Here is a 19,632-nt window from a genome sequence, read left to right as displayed (position 1 = left end):
GTCACGCCCCGGCCGTGGGCGCCGACGGGGTGGCCCAGCCCTGCGGGGCGACCGGCGGGAGCTGCTCGCGCTCCATGATCCCGCGCCGCCGGATCCGGTTGAGCACGTACACGTTGCCCAGGTGCATCGCACCGAGCACCAGCAGCACCACGCCCACCTTGGTCGACAGGGCCTCGAAGATGCCGCGGGTGTCCTCGATGGTGTCGTCGCCGCTCAGGTAGAGCGCGACGAAGCCGAGGTTGACCAGGTAGAAGCCGACCACCAGGAGGTGGTTGACGGCGTCGGCGAGCTTCTCGTTCCCCTGCAGCACGTCGGCGAGGAAGATCCGCCCGTTGCGGCTGAGGGTCCTGGCCACCCAGACGGTGAGTCCGATGCTGACGACGAGGTAGATGACGTAGGCGATGACCGTGCGGTCCATGTTCCCCACCCTTTCGCGAACGCTTGCACGCGAACGCGTAGCCGAACGCGCTCTTGAACACGTTCAAAACGCTGACAGGGAAAACTGTAGACCTGTTTTTGAACACGTTCAACCGAGTGGGCGTCCGAGCTCGGGCCGCTTTGAGTAGTCCGTGAACCCGAGGACGTTCCCCCAGGGGTCCGCGACCTCGACCGTCCACCCGGTCGCCACGGGGAACGGCGGATCGAGCGCGGCGATCCCGGCGCCGGCCAGCCGCCGGGCCGCCGCCCGCGCGTCCGGCACCTCCATCCACACGCGCGTGGACGGCCAGGCCGGCGGCCGATGCCCCAGCCCCTCCTCCTGCCGCAGCAGGATCCCCGGCGTCTCGCCCCCGACCTTCAGCAACACGATCCCGGCCTCGTCGAGCCGGAACGCCACCGCGAAACCCGCCCGCCCGTAGAAAGCGACGGCCTCGCCGAGATCGCCGACGGGCAGCAGGACGTTGTCGAACCCGAGCAGGTCGTACGACTGGTCATCTGACATGCGATCAGATTAGGTGCCCGTCGCTCAAATCTGGACAAATGTCTCGTTGAGTTGCGAGGCGTCTGCGTTCTCGTCGCGCGGCGAGGGTTGTGCATGGTGCAGATCCATGAAGGATGAGCGCATGTGGATCGAGCTCATCTCCTCGCTCGCGGGGGACGTGGAAGTGGCGGGCGGACCCGGGTGCGAGGAGGAGATGCGGGTCGCGGAAGTGGTGTTGGGGCATCCGCTTCCTGCCGCGTTGAAGGATTTCTGGCGCATGGCCGACGGGGCCCGCGACAAGTTCGGGGCCGGGGTGGTGTGTTCGGTCGGCGAGGTCGTGGACCGGAATCTCGAGTTCCGGAGTTCGGTCGAATTCCGGGGGCTCTATATGCCGTTCGATCCGCTGCTGCTGTTCGGGGAGGGCGGCAACGGTGATCTCTTCGCCTTCGTGGTGAAGCCCGAGCGGTCGGACGTCTTCGTCTGGGATCACGAGACGGACAGCCGGCGGTGGGTGGCGAGCAGCCTGGAGGACTACCTTCGACGGCGGCTCGGGAGCGGGGATCCCGAGTGGTATGCCTCGTGGTGACAGAGGCTCAGTCGCTCCGCTTCGGCTGTCCCGCCGTGAGGATCTCCGTCACGTCCAGAGCGACCTTGGCACCGATGGAGTCGGGGAGGGTGACGAGTTCCCCGGGGGCATGGACGCGGTGATTGCCGTACTCGCCCTTGGCCGGGTCGGTCAGGACATGGAGACGTTGGTGTTTACGGTCGACGATGACGTACACGGGAACACCGGCGCCGGCGTAGGCGGCGACCTTGGTGCGTAGGTCGGACTGGTAGTTGCTGGAGGTGACTTCCAGGACGAGACGGAAGCAGACGGGGTCGTAGCAGTTGTTCTCGACGAGGTGTTCTTGGACGTCGGCATCCACCAGCGCGAGGTCCGGGATCGCGTAGTCCTCGGCACCGCTCGGCAGCCAAAGCCCGATGCCCTGGAGCACCTGTGACTCCGCTCCGTGCAGTCCCGCCGCGAGGAAGGGGACCATCAGGTCGGTCAGGGCACAGGCGTGCGCACCGTCCGGGGGCGGGGACATGAGGATCTGGCCTCCGATGATCTCGACGCGATAGCCCGGGTTGCGATCCACGAGACGGTTCGCCTCCGCGATCAGCGGACGGTCGCCGTGGGGCCGCTCGACGGATGCTGCGGACATCGCGTGCCTCCTAGGGGCTGGTGTCGAGAGCAACATCGTAGGCCGGACACCGCCCCGGTGTCCGTCTTGATCACGTTCACCCGATCGTGGCGTTTGAACGCCTGAGGGCCCCGTTCCAGTGGAATCCACTGGAACGGGGCCCTCAGCGGAGCCGACGGAGTCAGAAGCGGCGCGTGATCAGCGCCTTCTTGACCTCGGCGATCGCCTTGGTGACCTCGATGCCGCGCGGGCAGGCGTCCGTGCAGTTGAACGTCGTGCGGCAGCGCCAGACGCCGTCCTTGTCGTTCAGGATCTCCAGGCGCTGCTCGCCCGCCTCGTCACGCGAGTCGAAGATGAAGCGGTGGGCGTTCACGATGGCCGCCGGGCCGAAGTACTGGCCGTCGTTCCAGAACACCGGGCAGGACGACGTGCAGGCCGCGCAGAGGATGCACTTCGTCGTGTCGTCGAAGCGCTCGCGGTCCTCGGCCGTCTGGAAGCGTTCCCGGGTCGGCTCGTTGGTGTCCTTCGTGATGAGGAAGGGCATCACGTCGCGGTACGCCTGGAAGAACGGGTCCATGTCCACGACCAGGTCCTTCAGGACCGTCAGACCCTTGATCGGCTCGACCGTGATCGGCTTCTCGGGGTTGAGGTCCTTGATCAGGGTCTTGCAGGCGAGACGGTTCTTGCCGTTGATCCGCATCGCGTCCGAGCCGCAGATGCCGTGGGCGCAGGAACGGCGGAAGGTCAGCGTGCCGTCGAGGTCCCACTTGATCTTGTGGAGGCCGTCGAGGACCCGCTCCTTGGGGTCGATCTCCAGCTGGAAGTCCTCCCAGACCGCTTCCGCCGAGACCTCGGAGTTGAAGCGGCGGATCCGGAAGGTGACCGTGATGTAGGGGGAGTCGGCGAAGCCGGGCTCGGGCTGGCCGGCCGCGTCCGCCTTGTCCAGAACAGGGGTTGCCATCAGTACTTACGCTCCATCGGCTGGTAGCGGGTCTGCACGACCGGCTTGTAGTCGAGACGGACGGTCTCGCTGCCGTCGTCGCCGACCTCGCGGTACGCCATGGTGTGGCGCATGAAGTTGACGTCGTCGCGGTTCGGGTAGTCCTCGCGGTAGTGACCGCCGCGGGACTCCTTGCGGGCCAGCGCCGACACCGCCATGACCTCGGCCAGGTCGAGCAGGTTGCCCAGCTCGATGGCCTCCAGCAGGTCCGTGTTGAACCGGCGGCCCTTGTCCTGGATCGACACGTTCCGGTAGCGCTCGCGCAGCTCGGCGATCTTCTCGACCGCCGTCTTGATCGTCTGCTCGGTGCGGAACACCATGACGTTCGCGTCCATGGTCTCCTGCAGCTCGCGGCGCAGGACCGCCACCCGCTCGGTGCCCGTGGAGGCGCGCAGGTGCTCGACCTGGTCGATCACCTGCTGGGCGGGGTTCTCCGGCAGCTCGACGTAGTCGGCCTTCTGGCTGTACTCCGCCGCCGCGATGCCCGCCCGCTTGCCGAACACGTTGATGTCCAGCAGCGAGTTGGTGCCCAGCCGGTTCGCGCCGTGCACCGACACGCACGCGACCTCGCCGGCCGCGTACAGACCCGGGACGACCGTGGTGTTGTCGCTGAGGACCTCACCCTGGACGTTCGTCGGGATGCCGCCCATCGCGTAGTGCGCGGTGGGCTGGATCGGGATCGGGTCCGTGTAGGGCTCGATGCCGAGGTAGGTGCGCGCGAACTCGGTGATGTCCGGGAGCTTGGCGTCCAGCTGCTCCGGCGGGAGGTGCGTCAGGTCCAGGTAGACGTGGTCGCCCTCGGGACCGCAGCCGCGGCCCTCGCGGATCTCCGTGTAGATGGAGCGGGACACGACGTCACGGGACGCGAGGTCCTTCATGACCGGCGCGTACTTCTCCATGAAGCGCTCGCCGTCCTTGTTGCGCAGGATGCCGCCCTCACCGCGGGCGCCCTCCGTCAGCAGGATGCCCATGCGCCAGATGCCGGTCGGGTGGAACTGGAAGAACTCCATGTCCTCCAGCGGCAGCCCACGGCGGTACACGGCGGCCTGGCCGTCACCGGTCAGCGTGTGCGCGTTCGACGTCACCTTGAAGAACTTGCCGGTGCCGCCGGACGCGTAGATCACGGCCTTCGCCTGGAAGACGTGGATCTCGCCGGTCGCGAGCTCGTACGCGACGACGCCCGACGACTTCTTGACGCCGTCTTCCTCGGTGATCAGCTGGTCGAGGACGTAGAACTCGTTGAAGAACTCCACGCCGTGCTTGACGCAGTTCTGGTAGAGCGTCTGCAGGATCATGTGGCCGGTGCGGTCGGCCGCGTAGCAGGACCGGCGGACCGGGGCCTCGCCGTGGTTGCGGCTGTGACCGCCGAACCGGCGCTGGTCGATCGTGCCGTCGGGCGTCCGGTTGAAGGGCAGGCCCATCTTCTCCAGGTCGAGGACGGAGTCGATGGCCTCCTTCGCCAGGATCTCGGCGGCGTCCTGGTCGACCAGGTAGTCACCGCCCTTGACGGTGTCGAAGGTGTGCCACTCCCAGTTGTCCTCCTCCACGTTGGCCAGCGCGGCGGCCATGCCGCCCTGCGCGGCGCCCGTGTGGGACCGGGTGGGGTAGAGCTTGGTCAGCACGGCGGTGCGGCTGCGCTTCGTCGACTCGATCGCGGCGCGCATACCGGCGCCGCCCGCGCCGACGATGACGGTGTCGTACTTGTGGATCTTCATGATTCTCGCAACCCCGTGCCTAGCGGATGTTCGGGTCGAAGGTGAAGATCACCAGCGTGCCCAGCAGGATGGTGAACACCGTGGCGGTGTAGAGCAGGCCCTTCAGCCACAGCCGGGTGTTCGCGCGCTCCGCGTAGTCGTTGATGACCGTGCGCAGGCCGTTGGCCCCGTGCAGCATCGCGAGCCACAGCATCGCCAGGTCCCAGACCTGCCAGAAGGGGCTCGCCCAGCGGCCGGCCACGAAGGCGAAGCCGATCTTGGAGACGCCGCCGTCCAGCACCAGCTGGATCAGCAGGTGGCCCAGGACCAGGACGACGAGCACGACGCCGGACAGGCGCATGAACAGCCAGGCGGCCATCTCGAAGTTGCCCCGGGTGGACTTCGGGGTCTTCTTGGTGCGCTTGCGCGGAGCCTCGATGACGGGCGCCGGGTTGTCCACGCTGTAGACGGAACCGCCCTCGACGGGGCCGATGCCGGCTGCGGTGGTTTCAGTGGTGGCCATCGGTGTCAGCTCCCGAACAGTTCACGAGCGGCGTGCCCGAGAACGGGGTAGATCGCCCCGAGCATCAGCACGAGCCACAGGCCCACGACGCTCCAGAGCATCTGCTTCTGGTAGCGCGGGCCCTTCGACCAGAAGTCGACGGCGATGACCCGCAGACCGTTGAGCGCGTGGAAGAGGATGGCGGCGACGAGGCCGTACTCGAGCACGGCGACGATCGGGGTCTTGTACGTGGCTACGACCTTGTCGTAGTCCTCGGGGGAGACACGCACGAGAGCGGTGTCCAGCACGTGTACGAACAGGAAGAAGAAGATGAGGACGCCGGTGACTCGATGAGCCACCCAGGACCACATTCCTTCCCGGCCGCGGTACAGCGTTCCAGCCGGCACGGAAGAACCCTCCGGGAGCGGGGATTGGGGCCTGCCGGCTTCGGCGTCGGACGGGCCCGGCCGGGTACGGTCCACCGGCCCCCAGCATCGTAGCGACGTGCTGCCGCTGGGCTTACGCCGGGAGTACCGGTGTGATCAAACCGGCACGCGTATGGGTGAGGTTTGCGGCATCTGGGGTGGGGTGGGCCGTTATCGGCCGGGTGTCGCGCCGTCGTGCGCCGGCCGTGCCCACGCGGCGGAGCCGCACGTCGTCACAGCCCCGCGCCCCTCAGGTGGTCGGTCAGCCGTTGCTTTGCGAGGCGGCGGAGTTCTTCTGCCGCTCCCACCCGCTCGTCCTCCGGATCGTTTGTCAATCGTGACCGGATGGCTTCGAGGACGTGGTCCAGGGACTCGTCCTGCGGGACGCCGTCCAGGCAGATGACGAACACATGTCCGAATTTCGCCTCGTAGGCCGCGTGGGCCGCGCCCAGCGCCATGTGCGCCGCCCCGTAGGTGTCCTCCGGCAGGGTCGGCAGGGACTCCGCCGCCAACGCCTCCGCCAGATCGCCCGGGGCCAGGTCGTAGGCGGCCTCGTCGGAGGCGGCCAGAAGGGCCTCCAGCGTCGGATAGGGCCGGTGGTCGGCGACGCGGCGGGCCCAGCGGAGGCTGCGGAGGCAGGCGAGGAGGATGTGGTGCGCCGCATCGGCGGAGGCGGAGTTGAAGCCGTCCAGCAGAGGTGCGGGTGAGGTCCGGGTCTGCGCCGGTATGGCGAGGCGTCCGGAGAGATGGGAAAGGCGGTGCGCAGGCAGCGTGGATCCTCGCGTCACGAGTGATGTGGCAGGGGATGCAGTGAAAGATGTGTCGTCACGTTACCGAGAGCGGTCACTACGTGTCTGACGGATGCCTGAATTTCACCCGAACGAGAGAGTTTCAGAACGTGTCGTGGACTCCATCGCGCGGTCTTCGGCGCGCCTGCTCCGGATGAGCGTCGTACGGTTGGCGGAGTGAGCAGGCACAGGCATCGCAAAGCCCCGAAGAAGCCGCAGCGGAAGGTCGTCGCACCGGCGCTGGTGGCGGGCGGGCTCGTCGCAGCGCTCGGCGTGGGGACGGGGCTGTGGGCCTCGTCCGGCTCCGGGGGCGCCGACGGGACGCCGGCCGGGTCGGCCGCCTCCCAGCAGGCCGCCGCCGGGACCTCCGCGGGAACCCCGGCCGCCGCCACGACCGCGAGCCCGACGCCCAGCCGCTCCTACGCCCTGTCCACCGCCCCCCGCACCATCCCCGCCGTCCGCTCCCACACCCCGGCGCGCGGCCCCGGCTGGCGTCCGGCGACCGCGAACCGCGTCGTGGTGAGCGACTCCCGGCTCGCCGACGAGGGGCGGCTGGTCGCCGGCGAACTGGGCATGACGTACGCGGGCGAGAAGGACGACGTGCGCGCCGGCGACCTGCGGCTGGCGCTCAACGCCGGCAAGGGCGCGAACCCGGAGTCGTACACGATGACCGTGCAGGGCGGGCGGGTCACCATCAGCGGGCCCTCCGACGCCGGCGTGTTCTACGGCACCCGCACCCTCAAGCAGGAGGTGCACGGCGGCGGTAGGGCGCCGGAGGGCGTGGTCCGCGACCAGCCGGCCAAGCCGCAGCGCGGCTTCATGCTGGACATCGCGCGCAAGAACTTCAGCGCCGCCTGGATCGAGGACCGGGTGCGCGAACTCGGCGACCTGAAGTTCAACCAGCTCGGCCTGCACTTCTCCGACGACCAGGCCTTCCGGATCGAGTCCGACACCCACCCGGAGATCGTCGCCACGGAACACCTCACCAAGGCGCAGGTCAGGAGCATCGTCGCGCTGGCGGCCCAGCGGCACATCACCGTCGTGCCCGAGATCGACTCGCCCGGACACCTGGGCGCCGTCCTCGCCGCCCACCCCGAGCTGCAGCTGCGCAACGTGAACGGCGTGGCGACCCGCGGGGCGATCGACATCTCCAAGGACGCCTCCGCGAGTCTCCTCGACGACCTGCTGAACGAATACGCACCCCTGTTCCCCGGCGCCTACTGGCACCTCGGCGGCGACGAGTACCAGGCACTGACCGTGTCCAGCCCCGCCGCCTCCTACCCCCAGCTCGCCGCCGCCGCGACGGCCCGGTACGGCTCCGGCGCGGGCGTCGCCGACCTCGCCACCGGCTGGCTCAACGACCGCGCCGACACCGTCCGCGCCCACGACCGGTCCATGCGGGTGTGGAACGACGGCTTCTTCCGCGGCACGTCGGTGAAGCCGGCCTCCGACCTCGTGGTCGCGTACTGGACCGGCAAGGAGATCGGTGCCCGGCAGCCGGTGGAGTACCTCAGCGCGGGGCGCAAGGTGCTCAACTACAACGACGAGTACCTGTACTACGTCCTCGGCGAGCCGCAGACCTTCGTCTACCCGACCGGGCAGCGCATCTACGAGCAGTGGACCCCGCGGGTGCTGCGCGGCACGACACCGGTCGCCGCGAAGTACGACGCCCAGATACTCGGCGGCTCCCTCGCGGTCTGGTGCGACCTCGCGAACTCCCAGACGCAGGCGCAGGTCGCCGCGGGCATCCGGATGCCGCTGCGGGCGACCTCGCAGAAGCTGTGGGACGCGGGGACGCCGGACCTGACCTGGACCCAGTTCAAGGCGCTCGCGGGACGGCTGGGCTGAAGCCCGGCGCGAAACCCGCACGGAAGCCGGGGTCGCCGCCCGACCCGAAGCCCCGGTTGGCCGAAACCTCGTCTGTGACACTCCCGGCCCGTCGCACGCAGTAAGGGGAAGTGTGGGCTCCGTTAAGGTCGGCGCCCTGGCGAGGGAGGCGTGGATGAGCCTGGTGGAACTGATCGCTCAGGCCGACGAACGCGGACTGGCTGCCAGCGGGCTGGCTTGTTTGGATCGGTGCGTGCCGCTGCTCGGCGGCGACGACGAGATCCTGCGACCCCTGTGGGGGAACCTCACGGAGTCCTCGGACGCCGCCGACTGGGGCAAGCTGCTGGAGCAGGCGCGCGACAGCCTGGAGTCCCCGCAGGAGGACGGCGACGAGGACGGCGACGAGGCCGCGCTGCTCGTCCGCCGGATGCTGGCCGCCGCCCCGGGCGACCGCTACGACGCCGAAGTACGGATGTGGGCCGACGCCTGCTCCGTCGCCTCGCTGCAGATCCACCGCCTCCTCGACCGGCCCGTGGACGCCTCCCCGGTCGACTCGCGCCGGGAAGGCCGCACGGAGGGCATGTCGCCCCTGGTCGCCGCCGAGCTGCGCCGCCAGATCACCGTCCTGGAAGTGCTCGCCGACCACGGCGCGGGCGGACTGCGCCGGGCCCTGGAAGTGTCCACCGAGGGCCGCCGGGTGCTGCGCGCGGTGGTGTCCCGGCGGGCCCGGGGACGTAAGTGAGCGGACCAGGTGACGCAAGTGAGCGGGGCCGGGCCGCTCACGGCACGGGCATCAGCCGCTTGACGACGGCGTCCCGGTGCTCGGCGGTCGCGGTGTAGAAGGCCGTCAGCTCCCGGTGCGCCGAGGCGAAGGCGGCCCGGGTGCGGGTCTCCTCGGCCGCGCCGCCGTACCGAGGCAGCAGCTCGGCACGGGCCGGGCGCCACAGGTCGTCGAAGTCGCTGCCCGCGAGGAACCCGGCGACCCGGATCGTCTGGGCCACCGTCAGCAGCACGCACGGCGGCTCCTTCGAACCGGCCCGGTGCACGCGCTCCCCACCGAGCACGACAGGGGCGTCGGGGTAGAGCAACTGGTGGTCGCCGTAGCGGCCGTCGAGGGTCGGCGCCCGGTGCCGGTTCATCCGGTCCCGCACGGTGTCCTGGTCGTCGTCGAACAGCTTCCGCAGCCAGGTCGCGCTGTTGCGCAGTGCCGCAGGCGGTACGGCGCGGAGCTGGAGGTACGCGCTCATCACTCATGGAGCGCACGGGAGCGCAGAAGTATCACTTCTGTGCTCGTGGTGCGGTGGAGCCGGGCCGGTTCTGCGGCGGTCTCGCGGAGGGCCCGGACGCGAGTGACAGAACACGGCCTGACCTCGCTCTTCTGAGTGTGACGCGTACGACGACCGAGCAGACCGGACAGCCGCCGCCCCGACCCTCCGCCGCGACGAGACCCGTGCGGTGGGCCGCGGAGGCGGTGGCCGCCGCGCCCGACGGCACGCGGCGACACCTCGACCACTCCGCGCAGAGCCTGTGGCGCGTCGACCGCCTGATCGAGGACCTGCGGCGCGCGGGCACGCCGTACTCCGCCGTGGCGGACACCCTGCGCGGGCTCGGCGCCTACGCCGGCGAGGTGATCGTCCGGCAGGCCGGCGCCGAGTGGTGGGCCGCGGGCGGCGACCACTGGGTCCGCACCCCCGACGGCCGCCTGTGGGAACCCCTCGACGAGGCCCGCCGCTGCTTCGGCGGCCATGGATCGCTACGGCTCCTTTGCCGGGACGCGATGAGATGAGACGAGGGGGCGCGGGGGCGTCCTGTGACGCTTCGCGGGCGCCGTCCGCTGGGACGGGGGAGAGCCGATCCGGCTGTCCCCGGCCGACCGAGGGGTGCGGACGCTGTGACACTTCTGTGTGGCCCGGCGCTGATGACCGTGGGAGCGCGGCCGCGTCAGGACCCGGCGTCCGGCGGGGGAGTCGCGTGCCCGCAACGAACTCCGTACGAACGAGGACAGTCTTGGGCCAGGGAGGGGAAACCCGGCGCGCACAGCCGTACGACGGGGAACTGGGCGCGGCGGTGGCACGGGCCCAGGGCGGCGACGAGGCGGCGTTCGCCGTCGCGTACCGGATCGTGCAGCCCGGACTGCTCGGCTATCTGCGCGGCATCGTCGGCGACGACGCCGAGGACGTGGCCTCCGACGCCTGGCTGGAGATCGCCCGGGACCTCGGCCGCTTCCAGGGCGACGGCGCCGGGTTCCGCGGTTGGACGGCGACCATCGCCCGGCACCGGGCCCTCGACCACCTGCGGCGGCTGCGGGTGCGGCCGCGCTCGGCGGCGGTGCTGGAGCAGGACGCCGTCCTCGACCTGCCCGGGCCGCACAGCACCCACGACCAGGCGCTGGAGTCCCTGTCCACCGAGCGTGCCCTGGACCTGGTCCGCGGGCTGCCGCGCGACCAGGCCGAGGCCGTGCTGCTGCGGGTCGTGGTGGGGCTGGACGGCCCCGCCGCCGCCCGCGTCCTCGGCAAGCGCCCCGGCGCCGTCCGCACGGCCGCGCACCGGGGTCTGAAACGGCTCGCCCGCCAACTCGGCGTCGAGGGCGCGGGCGACGGCGCGGGCGAAGGTGTGACGGATGACGGCCCCCGGACGCTGGGGGAGTCAAGGTGAACGGCGGCGGCCGCGGCCCGTATCGATCAGGGACGGCGAACGCTCCCACGAAGGTTGCCGCGGACGTTCCACAAACGTTTTCACGGGCAATCACGCGAACGAACCGAACAGAGAACGAACCGAACAGAGAACGAACCGAACAGAGAACGAACCGAACAGCGAACGAACCGGACAGAGGCGGGCGCGGACATGGGTGAACGGATGAGCGGCGGCGCAGCCCGCGGCCGTCGGCGTGCGCACTCTGGCGACGCCGGATCCGGACCGCACGGCGCAGTGGAGGCGCTGCTCGCGGCGGCCCTGCGCGAGACCGACGACCCGGACGCCGTACGGGACGCCGCCGAGCTTCGGGCCGTCGCCGCCTTCCGGACGGCCCGTGACGAGGGCGTGCTCCGGGCCGCCCGTACCCGGCGCCGGGACGACTGGCGGCCGCGGGCGGTCCGGCACACCGCCCGCTCGCTGCGGACCACGCTCTCCGTGGCGGTCGCCGGCCTCGCCCTGGGCGGCGCCGCGTACGCCGCGATCGGCTCCGCCACGGACGGCGGCGACGGCGGCACCGGTCGCCCCGAAGCGTCGGCGTCGGCGGCGGCGTCCGAGGCCCGGTCCGCCGCCGCCCCCTCCGGGAGCCCGGACGCCCCGGCCGGCCGCGAGCGCCCCGCGAACGCCAAGGACACCGAGGCCCACTGCCGGGCCTACGAGAACGTGCGGGGGACGGGCAAGGCGCTGGACTCGACGGCCTGGCAGCGGCTGGTGACGGCGGCGGGCGGCGAGGAGAACGTCCCCGCGTACTGCGCGGCGCAGGGCGGGACGAAGGCCGAGAAGACGCCGAATGCGGAGAAGTCCGAGAAGCCCGGGAAGTCCGCGAAGCCCCTGAAGCCCGAGGCCACCGACAAGGCCGCGAACGGGGCCACGGACAAGGCGACGAGCGGGTAAGCCCTTACGCCAAGGCAACGGCCGAGGCCGCCACCCCCCACAGGAGAGGCCCCGGCCGTCGCGCGGCACGGGCCGCGCGGCGGCCCGTATTCCCTACAGCGCCATGAGTGCGTTTTCTGTCACACCCAACTGCGTCACGAGTCAGTTGCATGTTCTACGGACATGGACGTGCGGCGGTTTCAGGTCGTAACGTGCCTTTCGCGCCGGACGGCCAAGCGGCAGACCACCGCAACGACCTGCGGTCCAGAAACCGCGATCCATCGACCGAGGAAACCACGACGTGGGGGACGACGCGGAGCTGACAGCCGCGGTGCTCGCGGCACAGAACGGGGACGAGACCGCGTTCCGGACTGTGTACCGCACGGTGCACCCGCGGCTGCTCGGGTACGTGCGGACGCTCGTCGGCGACCTCGACGCCGAGGACGTGACCTCCGAGTCCTGGCTGCAGATAGCCCGCGACCTGGAGCGGTTCAGCGGGGACGCGGACCGCTTCCGGGGCTGGGCGGCCCGGATCGCCCGCAACCGAGCCCTGGACCACATACGCATGCGCGGGCGGCGGCCCGCTACAGTCGCCGATGAGACGGAGCTGACCGGCCGGGCCGCCGAGTCCGACACCGCGGGCGAGGCCATCGAGGCGCTGGCCACCGGCCGCACCCTCGGCCTCATCGCCCGGCTGCCGCAGGACCAGGCCGAGGCCGTCGTCCTGCGGGTGGTGATGGGACTGGACGCCAAGACGGCCGCCGAGACGCTCGGCAAACGACCCGGCGCCGTACGCACGGCCGCACACCGCGGTCTGAAGAAGCTCGCCGAACTGCTCGGCGAGGATCCGGAGACGGCCGGGGCGCTCGACGCACTGCCGCCTCAGCGAGGATCGCGCTCGCGCGCGGTGACGTCCGCGGGTGTGACGCATGCGCGTCCCCGGACGCAGAAGGACATGTGATGGCCGACAAGCAGGACAGGTGGCTCGACCGCGAGACGGCGGAGCGTCTGCTGCGCGGTGAATCACCGGACAACGCTGTCGCCGGCGGGCCCGCGGCCGGCGAAGAGGCCGAACGGCTCGTGCGGACGCTGTCCGCCCTGTCCGCGCTCGCGGCCGAGCCGCTGCCCGCCGACGAGGAACTCCCGGGCGAGGCGGCCGCGTTGGCGGCCTTCCGCAAGGCCCAGGCGGACCGCACCGACCTCGCCGTCCACACCGCCCCCACCGGCATCCCCGGCACGGCCGGTCTGCGTTCCGGTCCGGTCGGCGCGGCCTCCGTCGACAGGGAACCGGTCGACGCCGGGCTGGTCCGGATCGGCGGCCGGGTGCGGGAGGCGGGGCGCCGTTCTCGGTGGAGTCGGCCCGCGCGGTTGGGGTTGGCCGCGTCGTTGGCCGTCGGGATGGCCGGCGGGGTCGCGGTCGTGGCCGGGTCCGGCTTACTTCCGATCCCGTTCGACGACGACGAACCGGGTCGCCCCGCCGCTTCCGTCTCGGCCCCCGTGGTCCCCGACCGCCCGTTCGTCTCGCCCACCCCGGAGATCTCGGGCGGCGCGGAGCACTCCGCGACACCGGACGGCGGCGAGACCGGCGAGACCGGCGACTCCGACGGCGGCACCGCGGGCGGCGACAGCAGCGCGGGCGACGACGACGCCGTGGCGGCCCCGGACACCGGCGGCAGCCGGCCGTCCGAGGCGACCGCGTCCTGCCGTGACCTGAACGCCGGCAAGCCCCTGGCCTCCGACCGCCGCAAGAGCCTGGAGAGCCTGGCCGGCGGCGCGAAGCGCGTGTCGGCGTACTGCGCGAGCGTCCTCGGCAACTCCCCCGCGGGGAACCCCCGCGGCGACGCCCGCACCGGCAACGGCACCACCGGCCGGGACCCCGGAAAGGGCCAGACGTCCTCCGGCGGTCAGAACGGACTGACCCCCGGGAGCAACCTGGGGGACAAGTCCGGCGCCGGCAGCGGTGGCGACGACGAAGACGAAGACGACGGCGGTCACGACGGCCGCAACGGCGGCAACGGCGGCCACGGCCGGGACGGTGGCGGCCACCAAGGACGCAGCGGCGGCGGACACGGCGGCGGACACAGTGGCGGGCACGGTGGCCACGGCCACCGCTAGACGTCTCTGACCTGCGACTCCGTAGATCGTTGAAGTTTTTTCGCGGTGGGTGTGACGTTTTCGGCGGCCGGGGCGCAGTAACAAGTGAGCCGACTGGTCATCGGCCCTTGCACCGAGCCGGGGTTCCCCCCGTACCTTCGGCTCGTGCGCTCGGCGCGGGCGGGACACGTTCCCCCGGTCCCGCTCGCGCCACAAACTCCCTCTCGGGCAGCAGTGCCTACCAGGACACGACGACCTTGTCGCCGTTCCTCACCTGCGCGAAGAGAGCCGCGATCGTCGCCTCGTCCCGGACGTTGACACAGCCGTGCGAGGCGCCGGCGTAACCGCGGGCCGCGAAGTCGGACGAGTAGTGCACCGCCTGGCCGCCGCTGAAGAACATCGCGTACGGCATCGGCGAGTCGTAGAGCGTGGACACATGGTCGCGGGACTTCCAGTAGACGTGGAACACACCCTCCCGGGTGGGCGTGTACTGCGAACCGAAGCGGACCGACACCGTCGAGACGGTCCGGCCGTCGATCATCCAGCGCAGGGTCCGGGTCGTCTTGTCGATGCACAGCACCCGCCCGGTCAGGCACCGGGGATCGGGCGCGGCGGCCGGCTGACCGCCCATCAGATACAGCTCCCACTTCTGCGGTTCGTGGGTCATCCCCAGCAGCCGCTGCCAGGTGACGGTGTCCGTCTTCCCGGTCTTCGGCAGCCCGCGCTTGCCCTGGAAGCCCTGCACCGCCCGCATGGTGGTGTCGTCGTACGTCCCCGTCGGTCCGGTGTAGAGCCAGGCGACCTGCCGCAGCCGGGCCTGGAGCTCGCGCACGGCGCGCCCGGAGTCGCCGCGGGACCACAGGACCGCGGGAGGCGGGGCACTGGTGGTGGCGCTGGTGGTGGCACTGGTGGTGGCCTTGCCCGGGGCGCTCGGCCGGCCCTCGGTGACCGGGGCGCCGGCCGAGGCTGTCGGGCCGGCGTCGCCCAGGACGGGCGGGCGCGCCTTTCCGTCCGCCCCCGGGGCCTGCACGCTACAGCCGCACACCGTCACGAGGGCCGCCGTGCCGGCCAGGACGGTGATCGATCTCCGCATCCGCATGCCAGAGATGTTCCCCCCGGATGACGCTTCGCGAACGGCGCGGCATTGTTATGACAGGGGCTCAGCGCAATCGTCCTAATGATCCGATCGTCCCTTTGTCCGATCGTCGGAGCAATTGCTCTTCGGGAGGCATCGCACCCATGGCGCGTGAGTCGGAGTCCGGACTGCCCGTCGAGCCCGTCTACGGGCCGCAGGACCTGGCCGGCTGGGACCCGGCCGAGAAGCTGGGCGAGCCGGGCGGGTATCCCTTCACCCGGGGCGTCTACCCGTCGATGTACACCGGCCGCCCCTGGACCATGCGTCAGTACGCGGGCTTCGGCACGGCGGTGGAGTCCAACGCCCGCTACCGGCAGCTGATCGCCCACGGCACGACGGGCCTGTCGGTCGCCTTCGACCTGCCCACCCAGATGGGCCACGACTCCGACGCCCCGATCGCGCACGGCGAGGTCGGGAAGGTCGGGGTCGCCGTCGACTCGGTCGAGGACATGCGGGTGCTGTTCGACGGGATCCCGCTCGACAAGGTGTCGACGTCGATGACGATCAACGCCCCCGCGGCGCTGCTGCTGCTGATGTACCAGCTGGTCGGCGAGGAGCAGGGCGTCCCGGCCGACCGGCTCACGGGCACGATCCAGAACGACGTCCTGAAGGAGTACATCGCGCGCGGGACGTACATCTTCCCTCCCAAGCCCTCCCTCCGGCTGATCGCGGACATCTTCAAGTACTGCCGGGCCGAGATCCCGAGGTGGAACACGATCTCGATCTCCGGCTACCACATGGCGGAGGCGGGCGCGTCCCCGGCGCAGGAGATCGCCTTCACGCTGGCCGACGGCATCGAGTACGTCCGCACCGCCGTCGCGGCCGGCATGGACGTCGACGACTTCGCACCCCGGCTGTCCTTCTTCTTCGTGGCCCGGACGACGATCCTGGAGGAGGTCGCCAAGTTCCGTGCGGCGCGCAGGATCTGGGCGCGGGTCATGCGGGACGAGTTCGGCGCGCGGAACCCGAAGTCCCTGATGCTGCGCTTCCACACGCAGACGGCCGGCGTCCAGCTGACGGCCCAGCAGCCGGAGGTGAACCTGGTCCGGGTCGCGGTGCAGGGCCTGGCGGCGGTGCTGGGCGGCACGCAGTCGTTGCACACCAACTCCTTCGACGAGGCGATCGCGCTCCCGACGGACAAGAGCGCCCGCCTGGCCCTGCGCACTCAGCAGGTGCTGGCCTACGAGACCGACGTGACGGCGACGGTCGACCCCTTCGCCGGGTCGTACGCCGTGGAGAGGATGACCGACGACGTCGAGGGCGCGGCCGTCGAGCTCATGCGGAAGGTCGAGGACCTCGGCGGCGCGGTGTCCGCCATCGAGCACGGCTTCCAGAAGAACGAGATCGAGCAGAGCGCGTACCGCATCGCCCAGGAGACCGACTCCGGCGAGCGGGTCGTGGTCGGCGTCAACCGCTTCCGGCTGGACGCCGAGGACCCGTACGAGCCCCTCCGCGTCGACCCGGCCATCGAGGCCCGACAGGCGGAGCGACTGTCCGGACTGCGCGCGGAGCGCGACCGGCGGGCGGTGGACGCGGCCCTGGCCGCGCTGACGAAGGCGGCGGAGGGGGAGTCCAACGTCCTGTACCCGATGAAGGACGCGCTGAAGGCCCGGGCGACGGTCGGCGAGGTGTGCAACGCGCTGCGCGAGGTGTGGGGGACGTACGTTCCCGCGGACGCGTTCTAGGGGTGTTCTGGGGGCTGTCGTACCCCCGTGCGAGACTCGTTTCCATGTTCGGTGTCATCGACCTTCCCACCTATCTGGCAGGACTCGTCCTGATCGTCCTGCTGCCCGGGCCCAATTCGTTGTACGTCCTCTCCGTCGCCGCCCGGCGGGGCGTCCGTGCGGGGTACACCGCCGCGGCCGGGGTGTGGTGCGGGGACACCGTGCTGATGACCCTGTCGGCCGCGGGCGTCGCGTCCCTGCTGCAGGCCAACGCCGTGCTGTTCGGGATCGTGAAGTACGCGGGGGCCGGGTATCTGACCTGGCTCGCGATCGGGATGCTGCGGGCCGCGTGGGCGATGTGGCGGACCCGGCGGGACCGGGTCGCCGAGGCCGGGGAACCTGTCGTCGCCGGTGAGCGGCCCTACCGCCGTGCGCTGGTCATCAGCCTGTTCAATCCCAAGGCGATTCTGTTCTTCGTCGCCTTCTTCGTGCAGTTCGTCGATCCGGGGTACGCGTATCCGGCCCTGTCGTTCGTGGTGCTGGGCGCGTTCGCGCAGGTCGCGAGCTTCCTGTACCTCACCGCGCTGATATTCGGTGGGACGAAGCTGGCGGGTGCCTTCCGGCGGCGCCGGCGGTTGTCGGCGGGGGTCACCTCGGCCGCGGGGGCGTTGTTCCTCGGGTTCGCGGTGAAGCTGTCCCTGGCGAGTACCTGAGGTCGCGCAGTTCCCCGCGCCCCTCAAAGGCCGATGCGTACCCGGTACTCCTCCATCCCCTCCTCCGTCTCGCCCGCCCAGCCCACGTAGCCGTCCGGCCTGACCAGGAGGACGCCGTCCTCCAGCTTCAGCACGGTCCAGTCCGGGCCCCTGAGCCTGTCGTGGAGTCGTACGCCGTCCACCGTCAGGTCCGGCATGCGGTCGCCCGCCTGGATGGGGCCCGGGGTCGGCCTGGTCTCCTCGCTGAGTGACGAGTCCCGGTAGTTCAGGCCCAGCTGGCGGGTCGCCGCACCCCGCCGCGCCTCGTCGCGGTGGATGGCCGTCGACAGGCCCAGCATGGCCGCGGCGATGGGACGTCGTTCCTCCTCGTACGTGTCCAACAGTGCCTCCGGAGCCCGTCCGCTCAGTACCGCGCCCAGTTTCCAGCCCAGGTTGTAGGCGTCCTGGACGCTGGTGTTCAGGCCCTGGCCGCCGGCGGGGGAGTGGACGTGCGCCGCGTCCCCGGCCAGGAAGATCCGGCCCGCGCGGAAGCGGTCGGCCAGGGCGGCGCGCGGGCGGAAGTCGGAGGCCCAGCCGACCTCCGTGACGTCCTCGGCGGCGAGGTGGGTGCGGTCGGCGACCAGCTTGCGGATGCCCTCGGGGGAGAGATCCGGTTCCGTCCCCGCCGGGAAGCGGGCCACCAGCTGGAAGTCCTCCGTCCCGGCCAGCGGGCACAGGGCCAGGAACTCCGAGCCCTCCCCGTTCGGCGGGAAGATGTGCCAGAACGTCCGCTCCAGGCCCGCGATCCGGACGTCCGCCACCAGCGTCGGGTTCGGGTCGAGCAGCTCGCCCGTCATCTCGATGCCCAGCGCCCGCCGCACCGCCGAGCGTCCCCCGTCGGCGGCGACGGCGTACCGCGCGCGGACCGGCTCGCCCGAGGTGAAGTGCGCGGTCACGCCCGTCTCGTCCTGCTCGATCCGCGCCATCTCGCGGCCGAAGGCCACCGACCCGCCGAGCTGCTCCAGGCGGGCCCGCAGGATCTCCTGGTTGCGCCACTGCGGGACCATCCAGGGGCCGGTGAACCGGCAGCCCTCCTCGCCGTCCTCCGCCGGGTCGAACATCGGGAACTCGCCGGTCCGCCTGCCGTCTGTCCAGAGCATGCCCACCGGGTACGGGCCCCCGGCGGCGAGGATCTCGTCGAGGACGCCGAGGTCGTCGTAGACCTCCATCGTGCGCGGCTGCAGACCCTTGCCGCGCGAGCCCCGGGCGAGCGTGTCGCCCCGCTCCACCACCAGCGCGTCCACCCCGCGCCGGGCCAGGTCGATGCCGAGGGCCAGGCCGGTGGGGCCCGCGCCCACGATCAGTACGTCGGTCCGCGTCTGTGCCGTCATGACCAGTCTCTCCTTAACGCTGTTAAGTTCGGTTCCCCGTCAGCGTGGCCTTAACGGCGTTAAACTGTCAAGTGTGAGTACCGGACGACGAGCCCCCCTGGACCGCGCGCGGGTCGCGGACACCGCACTCAGGCTCCTGAACGAGGTGGGCCTCGACGGGCTGACCCTGCGGGCCATCGCCAAGGAGCTGGATGTGAAAGCGCCCGCCCTGTACTGGCACTTCAAGGACAAACAGGCGCTGCTGGACGAGATGGCGACGGAGATGTACCGGCGGATGGTCGCCGGCGCGGCCCTCGACCCCGCCGACACCTGGCAGGACCGGCTGCGCAAGTCCAATCACGGGCTGCGCGAGGCGCTGCGCGGCTACCGCGACGGCGCGAAGGTCTTCAGCGGCTCACGCTTCACCGGCATCGAGCACGCCGAGCAGATGGAGGACAGCCTGCGGCTCTTCACGGCGGCCGGCTTCGCCCTCGCCGACGCCGTCCGCGCGACCTCGACGACGTACCTGTACACGATCGGCTTCGTCACCGAGGAGCAGGGCGTCCAGCCGCTGCCCGACGAGCGGCGCGAGGGATACGACGTCGAGGAGCGCGCCCGGCTGATGAGGGAATTCCCGTTGGCGGCGAAGGCGGGCGCGGAGATCTTCGCCGACTACGACCTGCATTTCACGGAAGGGCTGGAGTTGGTGATCACCGGGATTGAGGTGCGGTACGCGCGGGAATAGGTCGACTTGGCGGCCATTCGGGCGGGCGA

The 19,632-nt window shown here is 71.0% G+C and carries 22 protein-coding genes; 11 read left to right on the top strand and 11 right to left on the bottom strand.

Features of this window, described 5'->3' with window-relative positions; genetic code table 11:
* Position 1: 1 nt before the first annotated feature.
* Both ACWD4O_RS05280 and ACWD4O_RS05275 read right to left on the bottom strand, forming a co-directional pair.
* A complete protein-coding gene (locus tag ACWD4O_RS05280) occupies positions 2–418 on the bottom strand; it encodes a hypothetical protein (protein ID WP_351908693.1) in 417 nt (138 codons plus the stop codon).
* Positions 419–526: 108 nt separating this feature from the next.
* On the bottom strand, positions 527–940 hold the full coding sequence (locus ACWD4O_RS05275) for a VOC family protein (RefSeq protein WP_451277569.1): 414 nt from the start codon (positions 938–940) through the stop codon (positions 527–529).
* A gap of 106 nt (positions 941–1,046) precedes the next feature.
* Here ACWD4O_RS05275 and ACWD4O_RS05270 point away from each other — a divergent pair, with 106 nt between their 5' ends.
* Complete coding sequence (locus ACWD4O_RS05270) at positions 1,047–1,505, top strand: SMI1/KNR4 family protein (RefSeq protein ID WP_451277568.1); 459 nt, start codon at positions 1,047–1,049, stop codon at positions 1,503–1,505.
* Positions 1,506–1,512: 7 nt separating this feature from the next.
* Here ACWD4O_RS05270 and ACWD4O_RS05265 read toward each other — a convergent pair whose 3' ends face one another.
* The 6 genes from ACWD4O_RS05265 to ACWD4O_RS05240 form a co-directional block, all read right to left on the bottom strand.
* A complete protein-coding gene (locus ACWD4O_RS05265) occupies positions 1,513–2,124 on the bottom strand; it encodes a Uma2 family endonuclease (RefSeq protein WP_451277566.1) in 612 nt (203 codons plus the stop codon).
* A 160-nt stretch (positions 2,125–2,284) separates the two neighbouring features.
* Entirely contained in the window at positions 2,285–3,064 is a 780-nt protein-coding gene (locus ACWD4O_RS05260) for a succinate dehydrogenase iron-sulfur subunit (protein WP_450950791.1), read from the bottom strand.
* A complete protein-coding gene (gene sdhA / locus ACWD4O_RS05255; protein ID WP_351908702.1) occupies positions 3,064–4,818 on the bottom strand; it encodes a succinate dehydrogenase flavoprotein subunit in 1,755 nt (584 codons plus the stop codon). Before sdhA ends, ACWD4O_RS05260 begins: the two co-directional genes overlap by 1 nt.
* Positions 4,819–4,837: 19 nt before the next feature.
* On the bottom strand, positions 4,838–5,320 hold the full coding sequence (locus tag ACWD4O_RS05250) for a succinate dehydrogenase hydrophobic membrane anchor subunit (RefSeq protein WP_351908704.1): 483 nt from the start codon (positions 5,318–5,320) through the stop codon (positions 4,838–4,840).
* 5 nt (positions 5,321–5,325) lie between these two features.
* Entirely contained in the window at positions 5,326–5,706 is a 381-nt protein-coding gene (gene sdhC / locus ACWD4O_RS05245; RefSeq protein ID WP_351908706.1) for a succinate dehydrogenase, cytochrome b556 subunit, read from the bottom strand.
* Between the two features lie 251 nt (positions 5,707–5,957).
* Positions 5,958–6,512: a 2-oxo-4-hydroxy-4-carboxy-5-ureidoimidazoline decarboxylase gene (locus ACWD4O_RS05240; protein ID WP_451277562.1), complete on the bottom strand. Its 555-nt coding sequence runs from the start codon at positions 6,510–6,512 to the stop codon at positions 5,958–5,960.
* Between the two features lie 177 nt (positions 6,513–6,689).
* On the opposite strand from ACWD4O_RS05240, the gene ACWD4O_RS05235 reads away from it, so the two are divergent.
* Together ACWD4O_RS05235 and ACWD4O_RS05230 are read left to right on the top strand one after the other, a co-directional pair.
* The gene (locus ACWD4O_RS05235; RefSeq protein ID WP_451277560.1) at positions 6,690–8,360 is read left to right on the top strand and encodes a beta-N-acetylhexosaminidase; all 1,671 of its coding nucleotides are present in this window, start codon (positions 6,690–6,692) and stop codon (positions 8,358–8,360) included.
* 154 nt (positions 8,361–8,514) lie between these two features.
* Positions 8,515–9,081: a hypothetical protein gene (locus tag ACWD4O_RS05230; protein WP_451277558.1), complete on the top strand. Its 567-nt coding sequence runs from the start codon at positions 8,515–8,517 to the stop codon at positions 9,079–9,081.
* 37 nt (positions 9,082–9,118) lie between these two features.
* Here ACWD4O_RS05230 and ACWD4O_RS05225 read toward each other — a convergent pair whose 3' ends face one another.
* Positions 9,119–9,586, bottom strand: coding sequence for a DUF1877 domain-containing protein (locus tag ACWD4O_RS05225; protein ID WP_451277556.1), 468 nt, complete (start codon positions 9,584–9,586; stop codon positions 9,119–9,121).
* Positions 9,587–9,723: 137 nt separating this feature from the next.
* On the opposite strand from ACWD4O_RS05225, the gene ACWD4O_RS05220 reads away from it, so the two are divergent.
* The 5 genes from ACWD4O_RS05220 to ACWD4O_RS05200 all read left to right on the top strand — a co-directional run bounded on the left by ACWD4O_RS05220 (position 9,724) and on the right by ACWD4O_RS05200 (position 14,018).
* Positions 9,724–10,125, top strand: a complete 402-nt coding sequence (locus ACWD4O_RS05220) for a hypothetical protein (RefSeq protein ID WP_451277554.1) — start codon at positions 9,724–9,726, stop codon at positions 10,123–10,125.
* 221 nt (positions 10,126–10,346) lie between these two features.
* On the top strand, positions 10,347–10,994 hold the full coding sequence (locus tag ACWD4O_RS05215; RefSeq protein WP_451277552.1) for an RNA polymerase sigma factor: 648 nt from the start codon (positions 10,347–10,349) through the stop codon (positions 10,992–10,994).
* Between the two features lie 201 nt (positions 10,995–11,195).
* A complete protein-coding gene (locus tag ACWD4O_RS05210) occupies positions 11,196–11,924 on the top strand; it encodes a hypothetical protein (protein ID WP_451277550.1) in 729 nt (242 codons plus the stop codon).
* A gap of 280 nt (positions 11,925–12,204) precedes the next feature.
* Positions 12,205–12,864, top strand: coding sequence for an RNA polymerase sigma factor (locus tag ACWD4O_RS05205; protein WP_450950799.1), 660 nt, complete (start codon positions 12,205–12,207; stop codon positions 12,862–12,864).
* Positions 12,864–14,018, top strand: coding sequence for a hypothetical protein (locus ACWD4O_RS05200; protein ID WP_451277548.1), 1,155 nt, complete (start codon positions 12,864–12,866; stop codon positions 14,016–14,018). Before ACWD4O_RS05205 ends, ACWD4O_RS05200 begins: the two co-directional genes overlap by 1 nt.
* A 217-nt stretch (positions 14,019–14,235) precedes the next feature.
* Here the strand turns inward: ACWD4O_RS05200 and ACWD4O_RS05195 are convergent, their stop codons facing one another.
* Positions 14,236–15,090, bottom strand: coding sequence for a L,D-transpeptidase family protein (locus ACWD4O_RS05195; protein WP_451277756.1), 855 nt, complete (start codon positions 15,088–15,090; stop codon positions 14,236–14,238).
* 146 nt (positions 15,091–15,236) lie between these two features.
* On the opposite strand from ACWD4O_RS05195, the gene ACWD4O_RS05190 reads away from it, so the two are divergent.
* Both ACWD4O_RS05190 and leuE read left to right on the top strand, forming a co-directional pair.
* Positions 15,237–16,817 carry an acyl-CoA mutase large subunit family protein gene (locus ACWD4O_RS05190; protein ID WP_451277546.1) on the top strand — a complete coding sequence of 527 codons (1,581 nt, stop codon included), beginning with the start codon at positions 15,237–15,239 and terminating at the stop codon, positions 16,815–16,817.
* Between the two features lie 44 nt (positions 16,818–16,861).
* The gene (gene leuE / locus ACWD4O_RS05185) at positions 16,862–17,509 is read left to right on the top strand and encodes a leucine efflux protein LeuE (RefSeq protein WP_451277544.1); all 648 of its coding nucleotides are present in this window, start codon (positions 16,862–16,864) and stop codon (positions 17,507–17,509) included.
* A 23-nt stretch (positions 17,510–17,532) separates the two neighbouring features.
* On the opposite strand, the gene ACWD4O_RS05180 is transcribed toward leuE, so the two are convergent.
* A complete protein-coding gene (locus tag ACWD4O_RS05180) occupies positions 17,533–18,879 on the bottom strand; it encodes an FAD-dependent monooxygenase (RefSeq protein WP_451277542.1) in 1,347 nt (448 codons plus the stop codon).
* A 73-nt stretch (positions 18,880–18,952) separates the two neighbouring features.
* On the opposite strand from ACWD4O_RS05180, the gene ACWD4O_RS05175 reads away from it, so the two are divergent.
* A complete protein-coding gene (locus ACWD4O_RS05175; RefSeq protein WP_451277540.1) occupies positions 18,953–19,603 on the top strand; it encodes a TetR/AcrR family transcriptional regulator C-terminal domain-containing protein in 651 nt (216 codons plus the stop codon).
* Positions 19,604–19,632 lie beyond the last annotated feature (29 nt).

Source organism: Streptomyces sp. NPDC002623, from assembly GCF_053592635.1.
The sequence above is the reverse complement of the archived record's forward strand: the minus strand, read 5'-3'. Positions and strand labels throughout refer to the sequence as shown.